This is a genomic window from uncultured Granulicatella sp., from assembly GCF_963515615.1.
Taxonomy (GTDB): domain Bacteria; phylum Bacillota; class Bacilli; order Lactobacillales; family Aerococcaceae; genus Granulicatella.
Map to the genome: position 1 here is coordinate 1 of NZ_CAUPZT010000032.1, position 18,060 is coordinate 18,060.

Here is an 18,060-nt window from a genome sequence, read left to right on the forward strand (position 1 = left end):
TAAACTAGCATATACAATTAATGCTGTTGCCATTTACTTCACTCTCTTTCGTTTCGATTGATTTTATTATACCAAAAGAATTCATCCAGAGATAGTCAAAACAACAGATTTCTTTTGTCATTTTCATCCATATTTTTCACAAAAAACTTTCTTCTATAGCATTTTCTTTTTATTTACAATCATTTTTTGTTATAATATTACAATAACTTTTATAGAATTGAGGAAATTACATGAATGCTACTCAACGATTAAAGCAAGCAGAAAGAGGAGCCATCCTTAGTATTATCACCTATATCTTACTTTCAACTAGTAAATTAATAGTTGGAAAATTATTCTTCTCTCAAGCACTCTTTGCCGATGGATTAAATAACTTTACGGATGTCTTATCTTCTATTCTTGTATTCATTGGATTAAAAATTTCTCAAAAACCTGCCGATAAAAATCACCCGTATGGGCATTGGAAATTTGAAACTCTTGCTAGTTTAATGACTTCATTTCTAATGTGTATTATTGGCTTAGAGGTCATACGAGATGCATGGGGTCACTTCACATATCCCATCCAAGAACAGCCATCCCTTATTACTGCTATTATTGGTGGTATTTCTGCATTATTAATGTTTGGAGTCTATCGTTATAACCATTCCCTTGCAATAAAAATTCATTCGCTAGGATTAAAAGCTGCTGCTAAAGATAATCTTAGTGATGCATTAACAAGTCTTTCGACTTCCATTGCTATTTTAGCAGCAAAATTGAGTTTTTCTTGGTTAGATACAGGAATGGCAATAATAGTTGGAATGATGATTTTAAAAACAGTATTTGATATTTTTAAAGAAAGTAGCTTCCAATTAACAGATGGATTTGAACCAGAAGAAATGAAAGAATATAAACCGATTATTCTCGCTCACCCCGAAATAAAAAGTGTAGAAGAAATCAAAGCAAGACGTTATGGTTCAAATATTTATTTAGATTTAACGGTTTGTATGGATCCAAATTTAACGGTATGGAGAAGCCATGAAATAACCGAAGAAATTGAATTAGAATTAGAAGAACATTTTGGAATAACATTCGTCGATATCCATGTTGAACCAGATAAAAAAAGCTAGAAATTAGGATTTCCCTAATTTCTAGCTTTTTTTGTACTATCCCCTAATTTTACATGAGTAGGGATAACAGTTTTCATCTCGCATGGTACATTACGGATTAATTTGTCTAGAACTTTCATGGATACTCTTCCAGCTTCTTTAAACTGATATTCAACAGTTGTTAATGTTGGATTCATAAATTGACCAATCTCATAACCACCAAAACCTGCAATCGCAACTTCTTCAGGAATTTTTCTTCCACACTGTTGTGCCGCCTTCATTAAAGCGACAGCAATATTATCAGTTGCAGCAATGACTAAAGGATGAGTTTCATCTTTAAACAACTCCATTCCTATTTTTAATGCTTTTTGAGTGGAGAAATCTCCTTCCAACTGTTCTATTCGTTCAAATTGATGGACTTTTGCTCCTGAAAAAATTCCTTCTTTTCGAACAACTCCAACAGCATGATCTCGTTTTGAAACACCCAAATATGTTAATTCATGATAACCAAGTTCAGCAAGATTTTCGACTAATTTAAAGCCTGCTTGGTAATCATCATGAATGACACTATAAATTTCAGGATGTTCTTGACCAACGATTACGACAGGAACTGGACAATTTTTAATCGTTTTAATATGTTCAGGTGTTATTTCAGTAGCAACTAATATAATTCCAGCAACTTTATTTCTAGCAAATTCTTCAATTGCTCGGATTTCTCTTTGATTATCTTGTCTAGCATTATTCACAATTGAAATATAGTTTAATGTTTCAGTAATTTCTTCAATACCGATTAAAGTCTGAGCCGTTGCTGCAGAATCAACTCTTGGGACAATAACACCAATAATCGAACTTAACTTTGCTTTTAAACTACGAGCAAACGGACTAGGGATATAATTTTCTTCTTTTATCACTTTTTCAATTTTTTGCGCTGTTTCTACACTAATCGATCCGCCATTTAAAAATCTCGAAACAGTACTTTTCGTAACTCCTGCCTTTTCTGCGATATCCTTAATTGTTGCCAACGAATCCACCTTCTTTATAATGTTGTAAAGTCAATATTGAAAGCTTGTTTTACATCTTCAGTAACATCACTAATTGGTGTTTTTGAAACGAATTTCCCTTTAAAGCTGTAACGATGAGAAGCTTCTAAATCATCACATGTAATTAAAGTAATTTCAGTTTTTCCTGGAACATCATAAATGACTTCTACTTGATAAGCTTCCACTAAATCAATACTTGTAGTTTCATATTCATAGACATATTCCATATCTGTTAAATAAATTTTATCTCCAACTTTTAACTTAACTAATGGAGAGAATAATAAACGTTCATCTGAAAAATAGTGGTGACTTGCTAGCGCATAATTTCCTTCACCCATTTTTTGAGTTGGTTTTAAAGTTCCCGCACCAGCTAATAATACAGGATTGGAAATCCCTTTATAAATCGGTAAATTTAAATTAACACTTGGTACTGCAATTGCTCCTAACGTTAAAAATTTAGAAGTATCCATTTTAGCTTTTACAACTGCTTGTAAATCTAAAGCTTCTACTGTTGAAAAATCAAATTCTGCTTCTTGTGTTTCATTTTCTTTTACTTCCGCAGCCGTTACTTTACTTAACTGAAGAGCATGTTCTGCTTGGAATTGCGCTAACATATAGCTACGAATCGGCCCAGCAGCAAATAATACACCCGCAATGATGAATAATAAACTTGCTACCCAAATTCTCCAATTAAAGCCTCTTTTTTTATTTTTCTTTTTAATTTCTTGTGATTTTGTCATATTTTTCTCCTTTAACATTTTGTACTTACTAAAATCCAATATCCTTTATCCCATTGAATTCTTTCACAATTTCCAAACACTTCTTCCATTTTCTTTTGAGCACTTGGAGCTCCTTGTTTTTTTTGAATCACAATGACTAATTGACCATTTTCTACTAAATAATCATAAGCTTTTTCTAAAATGGTATGAACAACCGTCTTCCCCGCACGAATCGGTGGATTACTAATAATAATTTCGTATTGAGATTTCTTGACAGCATCATACAAATTACTTTCATGAATATCTACATTATGAATCTCATTTTTTTTGGCATTTTCCATCGCCAACAATAAAGCTCTTTCATTGACATCAATCATTTCAATAGATAATTCAGGATAGGCTTTTCCGTATGCAAGTCCCATGGTACCATATCCGCAACCAATATCCAATAAACTTGCTTTTTGAAACTGCTCAGGAATATCATACGACTCTACTAATAATTCACTCCCAAAATCAACAGTATGTTTTGAGAAGACTCCATTATCACTTGTAAATGAAAGAGTATTTCCTTTCAGGCAATATGTCCATTTTTTTTGTTGACTAATGCTATCTGGATTTTTTGTATAATAATGATTTGTCATATTTTCTCCTTTTTCCTTATAATAATTTACTATACTATTTCTTTTCAAAACTTCCAACACTTATGATTAAAATTTAATGATTCTGTAATGATTTTTACAACCAAAAAACCCGTTGCTATTTCTAACAACGGGAAAAGGTTAGGAGGGTTTACTAATAAAAAATGTTGGGAGTTCATTTTTTATTTGGGAGAAGTAAACCTTAGGTGTTTTATTGGGTATGGATGTATCATAAAGGTAAAATATGAATTTTTTATGAATTTTTTGTGTTATTTTTATGAAAAATAACTTTTTTTATATTTTCACATCGGTATATTCATCATATTTTTTAAATAAATTAACGACATATGAACATGTTGGATGGATTTTTTTCTGATTTTCCCTAGCATAATCCGCTAATTTATCGACTAGTAATTTTCCAATTCCTTGCCCTCTATAAGTTGGATCTACAAAAGTATGATCAGCAATCAATACATCATTTTCCACTTGAAATGTAATTTCAGCATCCACTTCACCTGAAGCGCTATAATGTCTAAAGGCATTTTCTTCTTTTACAAATTCCATTAAACTCACTCCTTATATAATCCTAAACTTCTACTTTTTCTGATTTTTTTTGTAATTTTTCTACAATATCTAGTATACTCTGTTTTTGATAAAATTCTAGTTGTTTTTTAATTTGTTCGTCTTGTAAGTCTGAAAAAACTCCACAAATATGATTAGCTACTAGACAAACTTCATCCAAAGAGGATTGATATTGTTTTTTTAATCGTTTATCTTCTCCTACTAGAAGAAATAAATCGCCTAATAAAATCTCTTTTGGATTCGCTTGAATTTTATAACCTCCATTAGCTCCATTTACAACATCTACATATCCTTTAGAAGAAGCTAAGCTCATTACTTTTCTAACAATGACAGGATTACTACATGCATTATATGCTAATTGTTGACTAGAAAATCTTCTATCATGATGAACAGACAAATACGTTAAACAATGGATAATAACTATAAAGTCGTTTCCCATTTTGATTCCTCTATTTGATTAATCCAAATACATCATTTAATGCTTCTGCCATTGTTGGGTGTGTAAAGATTTGATCACGTAAAGCTGTATAAGGTAATTTTGCTTTAATAGCAGTTGCAATAATATTAATCACTTCATGAGATTCTTCAGCAAATAATGTTGCACCAACAATTTCATTTGTTTGTTCATGTACTAAAACTTTGTAGAATCCAACTTGATTTCCTAAAATTTTTGCTTTTGGAACAGCAGCCATTGGTAACTTAGCAACTTTCACAGGAATTCCTGCTGCTTGTGCTGCTTTTTCATTTAAACCAACAGTTGATAATGTAGGACTAATAAATGTTGAAGTTGGAATTAATGAACGTTCTTTCGTTGAATATTCTTTATTTCCTGCTAAGAAGTTTTTCACGATTCTGAAGTCATCTAATGAGATAAATGTGAATTGAGGTCCACCATTTACATCACCTAATGCGAAGATATGTGGTTTATTTGTTTGTAAAAATTCATTCACTTTAATAGCACCACGTTCAGATAATTCAACACCAGCTTTTTCTAAGTCTAAGCCTTGGATATTTGGTTTTCTACCAGTTGCTACTAATACTGCATCTGCAACAAGTGCTTTTTCTTCATCATTTTTAGCATAATAAACTGTTGCTTTGTTCCCTTCTGTTTCAACTTTTTTAACAGAAATTCCTAATTCAAAAGTAACGCCCATTTCTTCTAAACGTTCTTTAACTGCAGCAGCAACATCATCATCTTCACGAGGGATAAATGCATCAAATACATCTACTACTGTTACTTTTGATCCAAATTGTGCATAAGTTGCTGCAAATTCTAATCCGATAAATCCACTACCAACAATGACAACTGATTCTGGGAATTCTTCTAAATCCATAATTGTTTCATTTGTATGAATTGGTCCTCCAACTTTTAATCCTTCAATTGGTGGGATAAATGGAGTACCACCAGTATTAATGAAGATTCTTTCTGCTACATATTCTTCTACTCCATTTGCTGTATCTACAGCAACAGTATGTTCATCTACAAAACGTCCAAATCCATCTACGATTGTTACATTAGGAGCAGAATTAACTTTTTGGTAGTTTGCTTGATTTAAAGCAGCAATTAATGCTTTTTTCTCTTGAATAGATTTTTGATAGTAAACTGCATTGTCTACTTGACTATATTTTTTACGAGCAGCTGCAGTAGCAATTTTTTTAGTTGGGATACATCCAACATTGATACATGTACCACCATACATTACAGGAGATTTTTCAATTAATACTGTTTCCTCTCCTTGTGTTCCTAAGTAAGCAGCAATCGTTTTACCTGCTTTACCAAATCCAATAATAATATTTTTAACATTTTTTGACATATTGATCACCTTTCTTAATTGTAATATTTTTAATTACATTTAATATCATATACCTCTTTTTTCATTTTGTAAATAGTTTTGCTCAAAAAAATAAAAGTCTGAAAACAGACTTTTATTTTTCTAATCAACTGTATATGGTTTGTAAAATGTCCGATTGTCTAATCCAAAAATTCTCTCACTAAATTGCCCTGGTTCTGTCTTTTGTAATGCTGATGTAATCATTGTGACACTAGCATCCATTAAGTCAACATGATGTAAAATCTCTGCTTCTAACAATAAAGGACGAACTGGAGAGCCAAATTCTAATTTTCCATGATGTGCTAATACTAAATGTTTTAACAATACAACATCCTCATGGCTTTGATCAATATCTAACTCTTCACACGCTTTTGTAATTTCTTCATCCATTAAAACGATATGTCCCATTAATTTTCCTTTTAGAGTATACTCTGTTCCAACAGCTCCTGATAATTCAATAATCTTCCCAATATCATGTAGTAGAACACCTGATAATAATAATGAACGATTTATTTCTGGATACTGTTCCGCAATAGATTTTGCTAAACGTAACATCGATAAAGTATGATAACTTAACCCTCCTGCAAAAGCATGATGGTGACGTTTAGCTGCTGGATATTCAAAGAAGTCTTGCTGGTATTTCCCTAAAATTTTATGTACAATTCTTCGCATTACTGGATTAATAATTTCAAATAGAATTGCATTTAATTCTGTTTCCATTTCTTCTCTTTTCATTGGAGCATGTTCTAAGAACTCTGAAACATCACTTGGTTCTCCCATTTCAGGTCTAGCTAAACGTAGTCCTGTAATTTTAATTTGTGGCATCCCATTAAAAATTTCTCTTTTACCCACAAGATAAACAATACTACCAGATGAAAAACGTTCAATTTCTTCTGGAGTTGCAGACCAATATTTTCCATCCATTTGTCCTGATTTATCTTGGAAGGTAAAAGCTAAAAAAGGTTTTCCATTTTTCGCTAATCTTACATCGGCTGTTTTAATTAATAAAAACAATTCCAATGATTCATCTACTGCATAATCATATAATTTTTTTACCATGAATTCCTCTTCTTTCTATCTTTGTAACCTTATTAAACTAGCATGTATTCCAGCAATCGTAAAAGGCTCCTCATCTAATGAAAAATAAATGATTTGTACTTTATTTGAAAGCTCTTTAATTAATTGTAACATAATCTTTTTACGTACACTATCAAAATTCACAAAACCATCATCAATTAAAATAGGTAATGAAACTTTATACGATAAGTTTTCAATAAAAGCTAAGCGAATACTGATTAATAATTGATCTAAAGTCCCTCTTGACAATTCACTAGCCACAAACCATTTTTCATCATCATTTTGTACTGCTATTTTCATATTTTTCATTTGAATAGCTTGATATCTACCTTGGGTTAAACGATTAAAATACTCACTAGCTACTTGAATGACTTCATTTGTTTGCGAAGGTAACTGTTTTTGTAAACTGTCTAAAATCCATTTTGAAGCATATAAATAACTTGCCCATTCTATTAGTTGTTCTTCTACTTCTGACTTCCATAATTCAAATTGAATCAGCTGTTCATGATAGGTTCCATCTGTTACTAAATGATGAATCTGTTGTCCTAACTTAGCTTGCTCTTCTAATAAGGATTGATTTTTTTGAAGAAGTGTCAATAATGATTGTTGAATAACTTCCATTTTACATTCTAACTCTTCTTCACTTTTTATCGCTTCTAATTTTTCTAAATAAGGTTTTAATTGTTGCTGTAACTGACGATATTCTTGAATTAATAATCGATTTCTCTCAAACGCTGCTTCTTTCTCATAAAACTCTTCAATCGTTTGAACATCTGCCATCTTAAATAATGTTAATCTTTGAGTTTCTAATAATTGCTTGTCACTATACAATTGTTGAATCTGTTCTTGTAGTTTTAAACCTTCATTCATTTGAAGAATTTCTTTTTGATAAGAATTCTGAACTTCTTGAATCATTTTCTTCAATAATTTCCATTCCGTTTCAATTGTATTTGGAACCGTTTCATTTTTCACTTCAAAAACCCAGCGCCAATTCATTTGTAACTGATTTAATTCATTTTCAATTTGGTTAAGTATCTCTTTTTTTGTTTGACTTTGCTTCACAAAGTATCGAAGCGATTTTAAAACATCTCCTTGACATAGCTGTTCAACTGAAATTTTTGAGTCAGTATATCCATATTCTTTTTTCCAATAAGAAAATTCTTTTATTGTTTTTCCGAGTTCTTCTTGATTTTGCTTACTTTGTAGCATATACCACTCTATTTCTTCTGTAATTTCTTCTAATTTTTTCGAAAAATAATTCTCCATTTGTTTTCCATGAATTAATTTCTTTTCATAAACTAAACTTGCAACTCCTAAAAGAACTCCGATCATTACTCCGAATCCTTTTAATAATGGATTTGATAGTAACATGAGAGATATAAGAATCATTACTAAGCCACTAATTACGAAGAGTCCACCAGCATTAAATCTATTTTTTGTAGAATGTTTCACGGTAGCATGATTGTTAATTTGTTCTGCTTCCTGTTTTAGTCGATTCATTTGACTTTCTAATTCTAACTCTTTAAATCTCAAAGTTTTTTCATGGTGAAGCATTTCTTTTAATCTTTCAATATCTCTTTCCGTTATTTCTAATGGAAGAGTTTCATGATAAACATTCCACAGTTCTTCTTCTTTTTGAATCGTTTGTTTTAATTCATCCAATTCTATTTTTAAGTTCTTTCTAAGCAAGAGTTTCTCTTCTATTTCATCTCCCATTAAAGAAAGAGATAGTAAACTTGACCATCTTGCATCTTCTCTTAATAATTGCTCACTTTGCTGTTTTTGTTTCCACAAATGATACTCCTGTTGCAATTCACAGAGCTGTTGTTCGTTCCATTCATGATCTAATTGATTTCGTTCTAATTCATATTTCCACTCCGAATCCCATGTATCTTTCTGATGCATATGAATTTTAATCCTTAATTCTTTCCATCTTTCATAATTACTCCAATGAGAGTATAACAATTGGAAAAATCTTTCATCTTCTTGATTTTTTTGTATCAATTGCGAGTGACTATGTATCTCATTTTTTATGTGTTCAGATTGTTGAAGCATTTCTTCATATAAAGCATTATTTTGTGCTAATTCTTCAATTTTCATCATTTGCAAATCCAATTGTTGTAATTGTTGGTTCATCATTCTTTTAACAGCTTTAGGAGTAAAAATAGCTTCTGCTTGCTTTTGCAAACTAGTAGATAATTTCATCCACTCTTCACTACCCGTTAAACTAACACTGTAAAGAAACTGATCCATTTCCTCCGATGAAGAAAAATGAAATTGATCTAATTGTTCTTTATTAAATCCGAAAACTTGGATATATTGTTTTTCTTCCATTTGAAAAAGCAATTGCTTCCATCTGTCTTCCGATAAGGTTTTTCCTGAACTTGTTTCACATCGAAAATATAACTTTCCATTATTTATATATCGTTCAATGAGTAATGAACCTTCATTTGTTTCTTCTAACCAAACTCGCCCACCCATCACCCCTCCATTATGGGGTTCATAAGGATATTTTCCAGCTACTTTCTTTGGAAATCCAAATAATATATGTTGAATAAAGGAACGCAAGGTAGATTTACCTGATTCATTTTCCCCTTGAAAAATTTGCAGTTGATGATGAAAATCCATTCTCACTTTAGACCATTTCCCATATCCAAAAATTTCTATTCGATTAATGTACATTTTCATCACCTACTTCCCTATTCATTTCAATTAATATTTTTGCTCTTTCAATGATTTTATGATGAAATAGATTACTATTCATTTCTTTTGAAAAATATTTTGCTAACAATGGATGTTGTATCGCAATCGTTTGAATATCTTTCAAGCGATTTTGATGACTTTCTTCGTCTTCCAATAATTCAATACTTAATTGACTATTATATTTAACTTTTTTAAATTCAATCATGATTTCTATTATATATAAATTGTTGTACTTGGTTGAAATTTCTTTTTGTAACATTTCTTCCATTAATTTCAACCACGATTGATTAATCCCTCTAGCTACTATTAGAGTGAATTTTAATAAATAAGTCTTATTCTCATTCCATTTCTGCTTTAAAATTTCACTATACAGCTGTGATACAATCTGTTCTATCGAAGAAACTTCCTCCATTAAATATTCTAATTCCATCCATTCAATAGGATTACAAGATATAAACTCTCGATTCATTGGAAAATTTTTATTCAGAGTGACTACATAGAATCCTTTCTCTCCGACTTCTTTAAAACTTCTTCCTTGAATCGTCCCGGAGTATGTAATTCTTCCATTGGCATTTAAATCCATAGCTCTATGAATATGCCCTAAAGCCCAATAATCATAATGAAGTTGTTCTAACTCACTAATCTTAAAAGGGGCATATAGTGCTGATGAATCAGCTGTTGTACGAGTTTGTCCATGGTACATTCCAATATGATAATCCACAAATGAATTTCTCATTGGAAATTGTAACGCCATTGACTCATTAATCCATCTTGTATCATAACTAAATCCACTAATAGCAATACTTTCTCCAGATAAAGTTGTGAGTATTTCCGTTGAAACATCCCTTTTAAAAACTTTTACAAAATCATTATTCCACTCTTCATTAAACATTCCATAATCATGGTTTCCATGAATTAAATAAGTATAAATACCTTCTTGAGCTAACCGTTGAAATTGTTCTTTCAAAAAAATTTTTTCTTGAATATGTTGATGACTAGAATCAAAAATATCACCCGAAATCAGTACAAAATCAACATGAAAACGAATGGCTGTTTCTATTAAGGTTAAAAAGGCTCTTTTAGTAGCTTCTATTGCTTGAAATGCAATAGAACTATTTTTTTGTTGAAGTCCAGTAAACGGACTTCCTAAATGTATATCGGCACAATGTATAAAGCGAATCATAAGAACTCCTTATCTATAAAAAATAAAGAAACAGTCTATTCACTTCTAGTCCATTATGAATTTTATTTCATTAGGCTAAAAATCAATAAGACCGTTTCGATCAATGTAATTATTGATATAATTCTTGTAATGAAGTCGTTAAAATGCGATTAATATCTTGCATCATCACATTTAAGCGTTGTTCTGCTTGCATTAATGTTTGAATAGTTTCATTAGAACTTGCTTTTTGATATAAATCATTTGCATAATCCATATCTTCTTCAGTTAGTTCTTCACCATTCATTTGCTTTTGTTGGAATTTTACATTCATATCACGGAACTCTTCAAATAAAGCTTTTGCTTCTTCAGATTGTTGTACTGCTTCAAATGCTACCTTCACTGCTGCAAACTCTTCTGATTGACGAAGTTCACGTTCTAATTGATTCGCTGTATCATATAAATTGCTCATCATTATACCTCCTTTTTCTCTTTTATTATAACACAACTATAACGTTTTCTTCTAGTTTTTTCGCACATATGTTCGTACATAAAAAGCCGGCAAAATACCGGCCTTCGTTTAATGATAATGATAAGAATTTCCTTGATTTCTCCTTGTTGCTCTCAATGAAATTTTCTCATGAGAAATACCAGATTGTACCCATAAAGCAAATTTTTTCAAAGGAATATATAATACATAATACAATACAATATTCAATATTAAACTCGATGCTAATCGTTGAACTAAAAATTGTTGTACTGAAAGATATTGAATTCCAATTAAAGTATAAATGATATACACTCCTGTTTCAGTAATCGTTAACAAGAAAATTAATGCTAATCCTAGTGTGAACGGATTGATACTAATTTTCCCTCTAATATGAGCAATTACTCGAATAATAACAGCAAAGATTGCCATATAAACTCCTAAAATACCAGAATAGTAACTATCATACATAAATCCAACCATTACTGCAAACCAAAACATACTCGAATGGTCTATAATAAAAGTTAATAAGATTAATGTAATCACTACAATTCTTGGAACAAGAGTATACCCTGATTCAATTAAAAATACTGAAAAATGATTCATGATCACTCCATCCAATAAAAAAGCAATAATCATCAAAATTGGTAACCAATAAATACGCTTTGAAGTATGCATTATTCAGTCCTACTTTCACTTGCTCGCTTGACCACGGTTACATAACGAACATCATTTGTATCTGCTGCTGGTTTAATACGAACTTCTTTATAAAGTCCAAAACGATCCATCGCTACTTCTTCAACAGTTCCTATATATAATGAGCTTGGAGAAACGCCTCCTAAACCAGAAGTCACAACTTTATCTCCAACTTTAATTTCCTGAGTTGCTTGAATTTGGCTCATAATTAAGATGTTTTTTTCATGGTCAAATCCTGTTAATGTTCCATAAATAGATTCTTTTTCACCTTGAATCATCGCTGCAACACGTACTAATGTATTATCATTATTCGATAATAAAGCGACTCTAGCACTTGTAGGATTCACATCTAATACTTTTCCTACAAGTCCATTATCACTCATAACAGACATTTGGGGAGTTAATCCATCATTTGCTCCCTTATTAATGGTAACAATATCTCTCCAAGTATCTGGATTTCTTGCAATTACAGTTGCATTTATTAAAGAATATTCATTTAAAGTATCTTGTAACTTCAATGCTTCCTTCATTTTTTCATTATCTTTTTTTAAGTCATTTAATTGAACTTCTAATTCATAGATTGTTTCTACTTTTTGTTTTAACGTCTGATTTTCTTGATAAGTATTTGTTAAATTAGAAATACTTTCCATAAAATCATTGACACTATTGGCAGGATAAGCAAGCATTCGTCCTAAAATATTTGTCACATCATTGACACCTTGCGAAACAATATTACTACCAACAGTGAGTGAAAAGGTAATTAGTAATAGTGTTACAATTCCACCTAAAACCCAACCAATTAATTTCTTGTTCGAAAATATTGGATTCACTGTTCAGTCTCCTTTTCATTATTTTTTCATTAATAATGGATTTGCTAAAATTTTTCCAGTACCTAATGCTACACAATCCAATGGATCATTTGCTACAAAGGCTGGAACTTGTGTATAGTCAGAAATCACTTCTGCTAAATTTCTTAACAAGGCACCACCACCCGTTAATACAATACCATGATCAATAACATCTGAGGCAATCTCCGGTGGTGTTTGTTCAAGAACATCTCTTACTGCATCTATAATTTGAGTTATAATTTCACTCATTGCTTCTGCGATTTCAACAGCTTCTACTTCAATAATTCTTGGTAAGCCTGAAACCATATCACGTCCACGAACTTGCATACTTCCATATGCAGATGCTTTTTCTACTGAAGCTGATCCTAATTGAATTTTTAAATCTTCGGCAGTTCTTTCCCCAATTAATAAATTATATTTTTTACGAACATGTAATATAATCGCTTCATTTAACTCGTCCCCACCGATACGGATAGATTGACTATTTACAATTCCTCCTAAAGAAATTGTTGCTACATCTGTTGTACCACCGCCAATATCTACAATCATACTACCTGTAGGATCTTGAACTGGAAGACCTGCCCCTACAGCTGCTGCAAATGGCTCTTCAACCACATAAGCTTCTTTAGCACCAGCATATTTTGTAGCATCTAATACTGCTCTTTTTTCAACATCCGTAATTCCACTTGGAACACAAATCATAACAATCGGTTTAAAGAAAGAACGACCGACAATAGATTGTACAAAATATTTTAACATCGCTGTTGTTGTATTATAATCTGCAATAACACCATCTTTCATTGGTCTAACTGCCACAATATTTTCTGGTGTTCGTCCAATCATATCAAATGCATTTTGACCAACAGCTATAATTTCTTCAGTAACGATATTTTTTGCGACTACAGATGGTTCACGTGTCACAATTCCTTCATTTTCAAGATAAACAATCGTATTGGCAGTTCCTAAATCAATACCAATATTTTGTGCTCTTAAACTTAATGCAACCACAAACGGTCCTCCTTTTCGTGTCAATTTCGACACCTAATATACCTTGTATAGTATATCATACAATAGGCTAATAATAAATATTAGTCCTCTTAGTAACATAGAGAATTTAGCGAAACTTAACCATTATTTATCATTTACTTCATTTTATCTTCCTGTATTTTATTATAAAATATTTTAAATTTTTTATGACATCGATTTAATGCACTCTTAGTTCCTGCAACTGATTTTTCTAATTTCAAAGAAATTTCTTCAAATGAATATCCTTTTGTATAAAAATATAACACATCTCTTTCAAGTGTAGATAAAGATTTCCAATATTTAGGAATTTCTTCTCTTAATAAAAATTCATCTTCAACTGAAACGTGATACTTAATGTTAGAAATATCAGACTTACATAAACAAGAGCCAGGAATCACTCTCTCTCGATGCTCACGTCTAATGAGTTGGATAGCATAATTTTTTAATGAACGTTTGTAATAAGAAATAAATACTTTTCCTTTATTTAAATCAAATTTATTTGCCGTATAAAATAGTAAATAAGTAGCTTCTTGAATAAAATCCTCTAATTCAATACAGTAATAAAAGTGACGATAATACATCGTATACATTAAAGGTTTAATTTTCTCCTCTAAAAGAACAAAAGCTTCCTCGCCTTCACCTTTTTGAATTTTTAATACTAAATTTTCTATAGTACACATATTGATTCCTCCTAATTTTTAATTCACTTTCATTATAGAAAAAACAGTTTGCGTTTCAAGATTAATTCAGGTTTTTCAAAGAAAAATATCTTTTGGAACAATGAAAATTAAAACAGTTTAGGAATAAATCCGAATCAATTTCTTTCATCATTTATTTTCTTTTTCCACTTATATCATAAAGAAATTAATAGTCTAATTTTATTGTAAATTCATGAAAATATATAATTTTTTATCACTATTCTCAAAAGGTGTAAGAATAAACCATTTAAAATTATTAAAATTTGTTTAAATTTTTAAATCAAGGAATTTCATCTTAAAAATATTTTGATTAAACAACTATCCTCAAATCTAGAACACTAAAAAAACTGCCTAAAGAAATTATAAAATTTCTCTAAACAGTTTTTGTAACTTTATTGAACGTATCCTTTACTCAATTACTTCATAAATAGCTTCCTTATTCCAACGAAGTTTAGGAGTAATCTCTTGATCACGGTATCCAAAACTAGCCATGACTGATACACCAAACTCATCTGTGTTTAAGTAGCCTTTATCTTTTAAATAAGCTTCGACTTGTTTTTTGTTATATCCTTCAATCGGTAAAGAATCAATTCCTAAAAGTGTTGCTGCAGACATCATATTTGCCATTTGAATATACGTTTGTTTACTAGCCCAGTCAAATAATGTTCTTTCATCATTTAATGCTGCATCGATTTCATGGAAGCTCTTCACACGAGCAGCAAATCGTGAAGTTGGATCATACTCACGATTTTTTACTTCCTTCATCAACTTTGCAACATATGGACTATCATAAGTAACGCCTTTTCGAGCAAGGAAAATAACAAAATGACTTGCAGCTTCTAAACTATTAATAGCTCCCCATGCCATTTCTTTCAAATCTTCTCTCATTTGTTTATTTTCTAATAGGAGCATTTTCCAAGGTTCAAAACCAAGGGATGATGGAGCTAAACGTCCTACTTCTACTAATGTATCCCAATCTTCATCTGAAATACGACGATTCGGATCATATTTTTTCACTGCAAAACGTTTATGTTGTAATTCAATAACTTCATTTCTATTCATTTTAATTCTCCTTTAAATTCGATAATAAAACTCTACCATACGATAGTAGTACTTACAAGAAAATTAAACTGTTATTCCTTCACTAGCCATACATGTTGTAAGAAACTCATATCTTTATACGGATACAAATTACATACTGCAAGTTCCATTTCAGTCATCTTTTCTAACCAGTTATCTTTCGTTTTTACTTCATTCATCTGTAAACTATAAAATGTACGGATAGCTTGATAGTTTTCCAATTTCATTTTTGACATTTCCAATAATTCATCAATGGTATACGTTGTTCCTTGAGAAAAAGAAACACTTCTAAATTCATTCCCATTTAATAAATCTAATGCTTGATCAACATCATTAGAAAAGACAACTGCTTGCATAATTTTACCAACTTGATTATGTTTAATAATGGATAACTTCCCATTTCGTTTTAATACTCTCTTTAATTCAGAAAGATAGTTCACTCGACAATCTTTATCAATATACTCTAATACATTGTGACACAAAACAATATCAAAAGTTTCCGATTCAAATTTTTTAACTTGCTCTAAGCTGCCTAAGATTTTTTCATAACGATGATTGGAATAGGCAAATAACATTTCTTCCTGTGGTTCAATCGCAAAGACTTCATTATTTTGAGCTAAAAATTGACTTACTAAACCAAAACCTGAACCAAAATCTAAAATTTTCTTTCCTTTAATATGTTCTAATTGAGCAAAAGTAATTTCATATTGAATTTTCCCCCATAGCTGCTCTAACATTTGTTTGTATTGTTGAATATCCATTAAAATTTACCTACCTTTTCAGTGTTATTTCCTTTATAAAACTTAGGAATTACTCGTTTAAAATCGTCAAACCAATCCAAAACTAATTTTGCCCTTTTAAGCATAATCTCTAATTGATTATCTCCAAAATTAATAGCCCAAGGAATAGAGCCTACAACATCACAAGCCATATAATAAGCCATTAATTTCCAAAATATATCAGGAATCTTCTCTCCTTCAAAATATCCATTAACGAAACCAGTAGCAAACTCTTCAGATAATTGTGCATTCCAAATCATGCGATTAAACTCTTCGATAGGATCACCAATCTCTAAAGAACCAAAATCAATAATAACGAGCTTCTTTGTTTCTAATTCAATCATCATATTTCCTACATGATAATCTCCATGACATAATGAAATGGGTCTATCTTTTAATAAGGATTGATGACTTTGAATAAAATCAATAAACATTTCAATTTCTGCAAAATTCTTATTCAGTTTTCTAAAAGAATGAATCTTTTTCTTTGACTTCTGTATATAATATTCTTGCCAATTTACAGAAGATTCTTCAATAGAAAGCGAGTGAATCTTCTTTAGAAAAGCTCCAGCTTGCATACCATATTGATAAAGTTCTTTTCCTGTTAATTTAGACGCATAATCTCTAATATCAACTCCATCAATCCATTCATATAAACTTAGAATTGAATTGGTTTCAAACTTCATTTCTACTAATTTAGGAAATTTGATTTCTTTTTCTAAAGCTGAAATATACTTTACTTCTAAATCCTTCTTCTTAGTAAAAGATAGAGGAGAGACTTTTAAAAAGTATTTCTTATCAGCTTTAACTTTGTACTTCATCTCTTCAGAATATCCTTTTTGGATGAACTCCTTTGGATATTGTTCCAGTTCATCTAGTATTGTCATATTTAACTCCTTTAAAAATTCATAGCATTAAAATTATACTTTAAATTCACAAACTTTGTAATTAAAATTTGCGCAAATTTTGCCTACAAATTTTTTATGTATAAAAAAACTAGAAATGCTGATTTAACAACATTTCTAGTTTAAACTTAGTACCGGCGGCCGGGGTCGAACCGGCACGCCCTCGCGGGCACTGGATTTTGAGTCCAGCGCGTCTGCCAATTCCGCCACGCCGGCATGTAAAGGCGGTAAACGGATTTGAACCGATGATAAAGGTTTTGCAGACCTCTGCCTTACCACTTGGCTATACCGCCATTTCTATATAAAAAAAACTGGGGTAGCTGGATTCGAACCAACGAATGACGGAGTCAAAGTCCGTTGCCTTACCGCTTGGCTATACCCCAAGAAAAAGGGCGATCGAGGGGAATCGAACCCCCGAATGTCGGTGCCACAAACCGATGCGTTAACCACTTCGCCACGATCGCCATAATATACTAACAGGGGTAGCAGGAATCGAACCCACACTAACGGTTTTGGAGACCGCTGTTCTACCTTTAAACTATACCCCTAAATAGTTAAACTATTTAATGAATGGAGGGGGGCAGATTCGAACTGCCGAACCCTAAGGAGCGGATTTACAGTCCGCCGCGTTTAGCCACTTCGCTACCCCTCCAGATGGCTCGGGACAGAATCGAACTGCCGACACTTTGAGCTTCAATCAAATGCTCTA

Annotated in this window: 18 protein-coding genes and 6 tRNA genes; 1 reads left to right on the forward strand and 23 read right to left on the reverse strand. The window is 31.3% G+C overall.

What is annotated here, in order from left to right:
* Positions 1-230: 230 nt before the first annotated feature.
* On the forward strand, positions 231-1,103 hold the full coding sequence (locus tag RYL55_RS06055) for a cation diffusion facilitator family transporter (RefSeq protein ID WP_315008079.1): 873 nt from the start codon (positions 231-233) through the stop codon (positions 1,101-1,103).
* Between the two features lie 14 nt (positions 1,104-1,117).
* Here RYL55_RS06055 and RYL55_RS06060 read toward each other — a convergent pair whose 3' ends face one another.
* The 23 genes from RYL55_RS06060 to RYL55_RS06170 form a co-directional block, all read right to left on the reverse strand.
* Entirely contained in the window at positions 1,118-2,104 is a 987-nt protein-coding gene (locus tag RYL55_RS06060) for a LacI family DNA-binding transcriptional regulator (RefSeq protein WP_315008080.1), read from the reverse strand.
* 14 nt (positions 2,105-2,118) lie between these two features.
* On the reverse strand, positions 2,119-2,862 hold the full coding sequence (locus RYL55_RS06065; RefSeq protein ID WP_315008081.1) for a class A sortase: 744 nt from the start codon (positions 2,860-2,862) through the stop codon (positions 2,119-2,121).
* Between the two features lie 11 nt (positions 2,863-2,873).
* Complete coding sequence (locus RYL55_RS06070) at positions 2,874-3,482, reverse strand: class I SAM-dependent methyltransferase (RefSeq protein WP_315008082.1); 609 nt, start codon at positions 3,480-3,482, stop codon at positions 2,874-2,876.
* A 291-nt stretch (positions 3,483-3,773) separates the two neighbouring features.
* Positions 3,774-4,043: a GNAT family N-acetyltransferase gene (locus tag RYL55_RS06075; RefSeq protein WP_315008083.1), complete on the reverse strand. Its 270-nt coding sequence runs from the start codon at positions 4,041-4,043 to the stop codon at positions 3,774-3,776.
* 22 nt (positions 4,044-4,065) lie between these two features.
* Positions 4,066-4,500: an Rrf2 family transcriptional regulator gene (locus tag RYL55_RS06080; protein ID WP_315008084.1), complete on the reverse strand. Its 435-nt coding sequence runs from the start codon at positions 4,498-4,500 to the stop codon at positions 4,066-4,068.
* A gap of 10 nt (positions 4,501-4,510) precedes the next feature.
* Entirely contained in the window at positions 4,511-5,875 is a 1,365-nt protein-coding gene (locus tag RYL55_RS06085) for an FAD-dependent oxidoreductase (protein ID WP_315008085.1), read from the reverse strand.
* Positions 5,876-5,995: 120 nt separating this feature from the next.
* Positions 5,996-6,952 carry an HD domain-containing protein gene (locus RYL55_RS06090; RefSeq protein ID WP_315008086.1) on the reverse strand — a complete coding sequence of 319 codons (957 nt, stop codon included), beginning with the start codon at positions 6,950-6,952 and terminating at the stop codon, positions 5,996-5,998.
* 15 nt (positions 6,953-6,967) lie between these two features.
* Positions 6,968-9,658, reverse strand: coding sequence for an AAA family ATPase (locus RYL55_RS06095; protein ID WP_315008087.1), 2,691 nt, complete (start codon positions 9,656-9,658; stop codon positions 6,968-6,970).
* Positions 9,642-10,856: a DNA repair exonuclease gene (locus tag RYL55_RS06100; protein WP_315008088.1), complete on the reverse strand. Its 1,215-nt coding sequence runs from the start codon at positions 10,854-10,856 to the stop codon at positions 9,642-9,644. Before RYL55_RS06100 ends, RYL55_RS06095 begins: the two co-directional genes overlap by 17 nt.
* A 109-nt stretch (positions 10,857-10,965) precedes the next feature.
* Positions 10,966-11,304, reverse strand: a complete 339-nt coding sequence (locus RYL55_RS06105; RefSeq protein WP_315008089.1) for a YlbF family regulator — start codon at positions 11,302-11,304, stop codon at positions 10,966-10,968.
* 108 nt (positions 11,305-11,412) lie between these two features.
* Positions 11,413-11,997: a rod shape-determining protein MreD gene (mreD, locus tag RYL55_RS06110; protein ID WP_315008090.1), complete on the reverse strand. Its 585-nt coding sequence runs from the start codon at positions 11,995-11,997 to the stop codon at positions 11,413-11,415.
* Positions 11,997-12,845 (reverse strand): rod shape-determining protein MreC, encoded by an 849-nt coding sequence (mreC, locus tag RYL55_RS06115; RefSeq protein ID WP_315008091.1) that lies wholly within the window; start codon positions 12,843-12,845, stop codon positions 11,997-11,999. The genes mreD and mreC overlap by 1 nt, the downstream gene beginning before the upstream one ends.
* 18 nt (positions 12,846-12,863) lie before the next feature.
* Positions 12,864-13,871: a rod shape-determining protein gene (locus RYL55_RS06120; protein WP_315008092.1), complete on the reverse strand. Its 1,008-nt coding sequence runs from the start codon at positions 13,869-13,871 to the stop codon at positions 12,864-12,866.
* A gap of 134 nt (positions 13,872-14,005) precedes the next feature.
* On the reverse strand, positions 14,006-14,569 hold the full coding sequence (locus RYL55_RS06125; protein ID WP_315008093.1) for a sigma-70 family RNA polymerase sigma factor: 564 nt from the start codon (positions 14,567-14,569) through the stop codon (positions 14,006-14,008).
* Positions 14,570-14,995: 426 nt separating this feature from the next.
* Positions 14,996-15,649, reverse strand: a complete 654-nt coding sequence (locus RYL55_RS06130; RefSeq protein ID WP_315008094.1) for an NAD(P)H-dependent oxidoreductase — start codon at positions 15,647-15,649, stop codon at positions 14,996-14,998.
* 71 nt (positions 15,650-15,720) lie between these two features.
* Positions 15,721-16,428, reverse strand: a complete 708-nt coding sequence (locus tag RYL55_RS06135; RefSeq protein ID WP_399545703.1) for a class I SAM-dependent methyltransferase — start codon at positions 16,426-16,428, stop codon at positions 15,721-15,723.
* Positions 16,428-17,333 carry a phosphotransferase gene (locus RYL55_RS06140; RefSeq protein ID WP_315008095.1) on the reverse strand — a complete coding sequence of 302 codons (906 nt, stop codon included), beginning with the start codon at positions 17,331-17,333 and terminating at the stop codon, positions 16,428-16,430. Before RYL55_RS06140 ends, RYL55_RS06135 begins: the two co-directional genes overlap by 1 nt.
* Before the next feature lie 150 nt (positions 17,334-17,483).
* Positions 17,484-17,567: transfer RNA gene (locus tag RYL55_RS06145), tRNA-Leu, on the reverse strand.
* A gap of 6 nt (positions 17,568-17,573) precedes the next feature.
* Positions 17,574-17,644, reverse strand: a tRNA-Cys gene (locus RYL55_RS06150).
* A gap of 18 nt (positions 17,645-17,662) precedes the next feature.
* Positions 17,663-17,734 (reverse strand) — tRNA-Gln (locus tag RYL55_RS06155).
* 8 nt (positions 17,735-17,742) lie between these two features.
* Positions 17,743-17,815: transfer RNA gene (locus RYL55_RS06160), tRNA-His, on the reverse strand.
* A 13-nt stretch (positions 17,816-17,828) separates the two neighbouring features.
* Positions 17,829-17,899 (reverse strand) — tRNA-Trp (locus tag RYL55_RS06165).
* A gap of 23 nt (positions 17,900-17,922) precedes the next feature.
* Positions 17,923-18,003 (reverse strand) — tRNA-Tyr (locus tag RYL55_RS06170).
* Positions 18,004-18,060 lie beyond the last annotated feature (57 nt).

Bases quoted from the DNA above. Each gene is read 5' to 3' on its own strand.
- RYL55_RS06075 (WP_315008083.1), bottom strand. From the start codon at position 4,043: ATGGAATTTGTAAAAGAAGAAAATGCCTTTAGACATTATAGCGCTTCA.
- RYL55_RS06070 (WP_315008082.1), bottom strand. From the start codon at position 3,482: ATGACAAATCATTATTATACAAAAAATCCAGATAGCATTAGTCAACAA.
- RYL55_RS06135 (WP_399545703.1), bottom strand. From the start codon at position 16,428: ATGGATATTCAACAATACAAACAAATGTTAGAGCAGCTATGGGGGAAA.
- RYL55_RS06100 (WP_315008088.1), bottom strand. From the start codon at position 10,856: ATGATTCGCTTTATACATTGTGCCGATATACATTTAGGAAGTCCGTTT.
- mreD (WP_315008090.1), bottom strand. From the start codon at position 11,997: ATGCATACTTCAAAGCGTATTTATTGGTTACCAATTTTGATGATTATT.
- RYL55_RS06085 (WP_315008085.1), bottom strand. From the start codon at position 5,875: ATGTCAAAAAATGTTAAAAATATTATTATTGGATTTGGTAAAGCAGGT.
- RYL55_RS06055 (WP_315008079.1), top strand. From the start codon at position 231: ATGAATGCTACTCAACGATTAAAGCAAGCAGAAAGAGGAGCCATCCTT.
- RYL55_RS06140 (WP_315008095.1), bottom strand. From the start codon at position 17,333: ATGACAATACTAGATGAACTGGAACAATATCCAAAGGAGTTCATCCAA.
- RYL55_RS06090 (WP_315008086.1), bottom strand. From the start codon at position 6,952: ATGGTAAAAAAATTATATGATTATGCAGTAGATGAATCATTGGAATTG.
- RYL55_RS06080 (WP_315008084.1), bottom strand. From the start codon at position 4,500: ATGGGAAACGACTTTATAGTTATTATCCATTGTTTAACGTATTTGTCT.
- RYL55_RS06095 (WP_315008087.1), bottom strand. From the start codon at position 9,658: ATGAAAATGTACATTAATCGAATAGAAATTTTTGGATATGGGAAATGG.
- RYL55_RS06105 (WP_315008089.1), bottom strand. From the start codon at position 11,304: ATGAGCAATTTATATGATACAGCGAATCAATTAGAACGTGAACTTCGT.
- RYL55_RS06065 (WP_315008081.1), bottom strand. From the start codon at position 2,862: ATGACAAAATCACAAGAAATTAAAAAGAAAAATAAAAAAAGAGGCTTT.
- RYL55_RS06125 (WP_315008093.1), bottom strand. From the start codon at position 14,569: ATGTGTACTATAGAAAATTTAGTATTAAAAATTCAAAAAGGTGAAGGC.
- RYL55_RS06130 (WP_315008094.1), bottom strand. From the start codon at position 15,649: ATGAATAGAAATGAAGTTATTGAATTACAACATAAACGTTTTGCAGTG.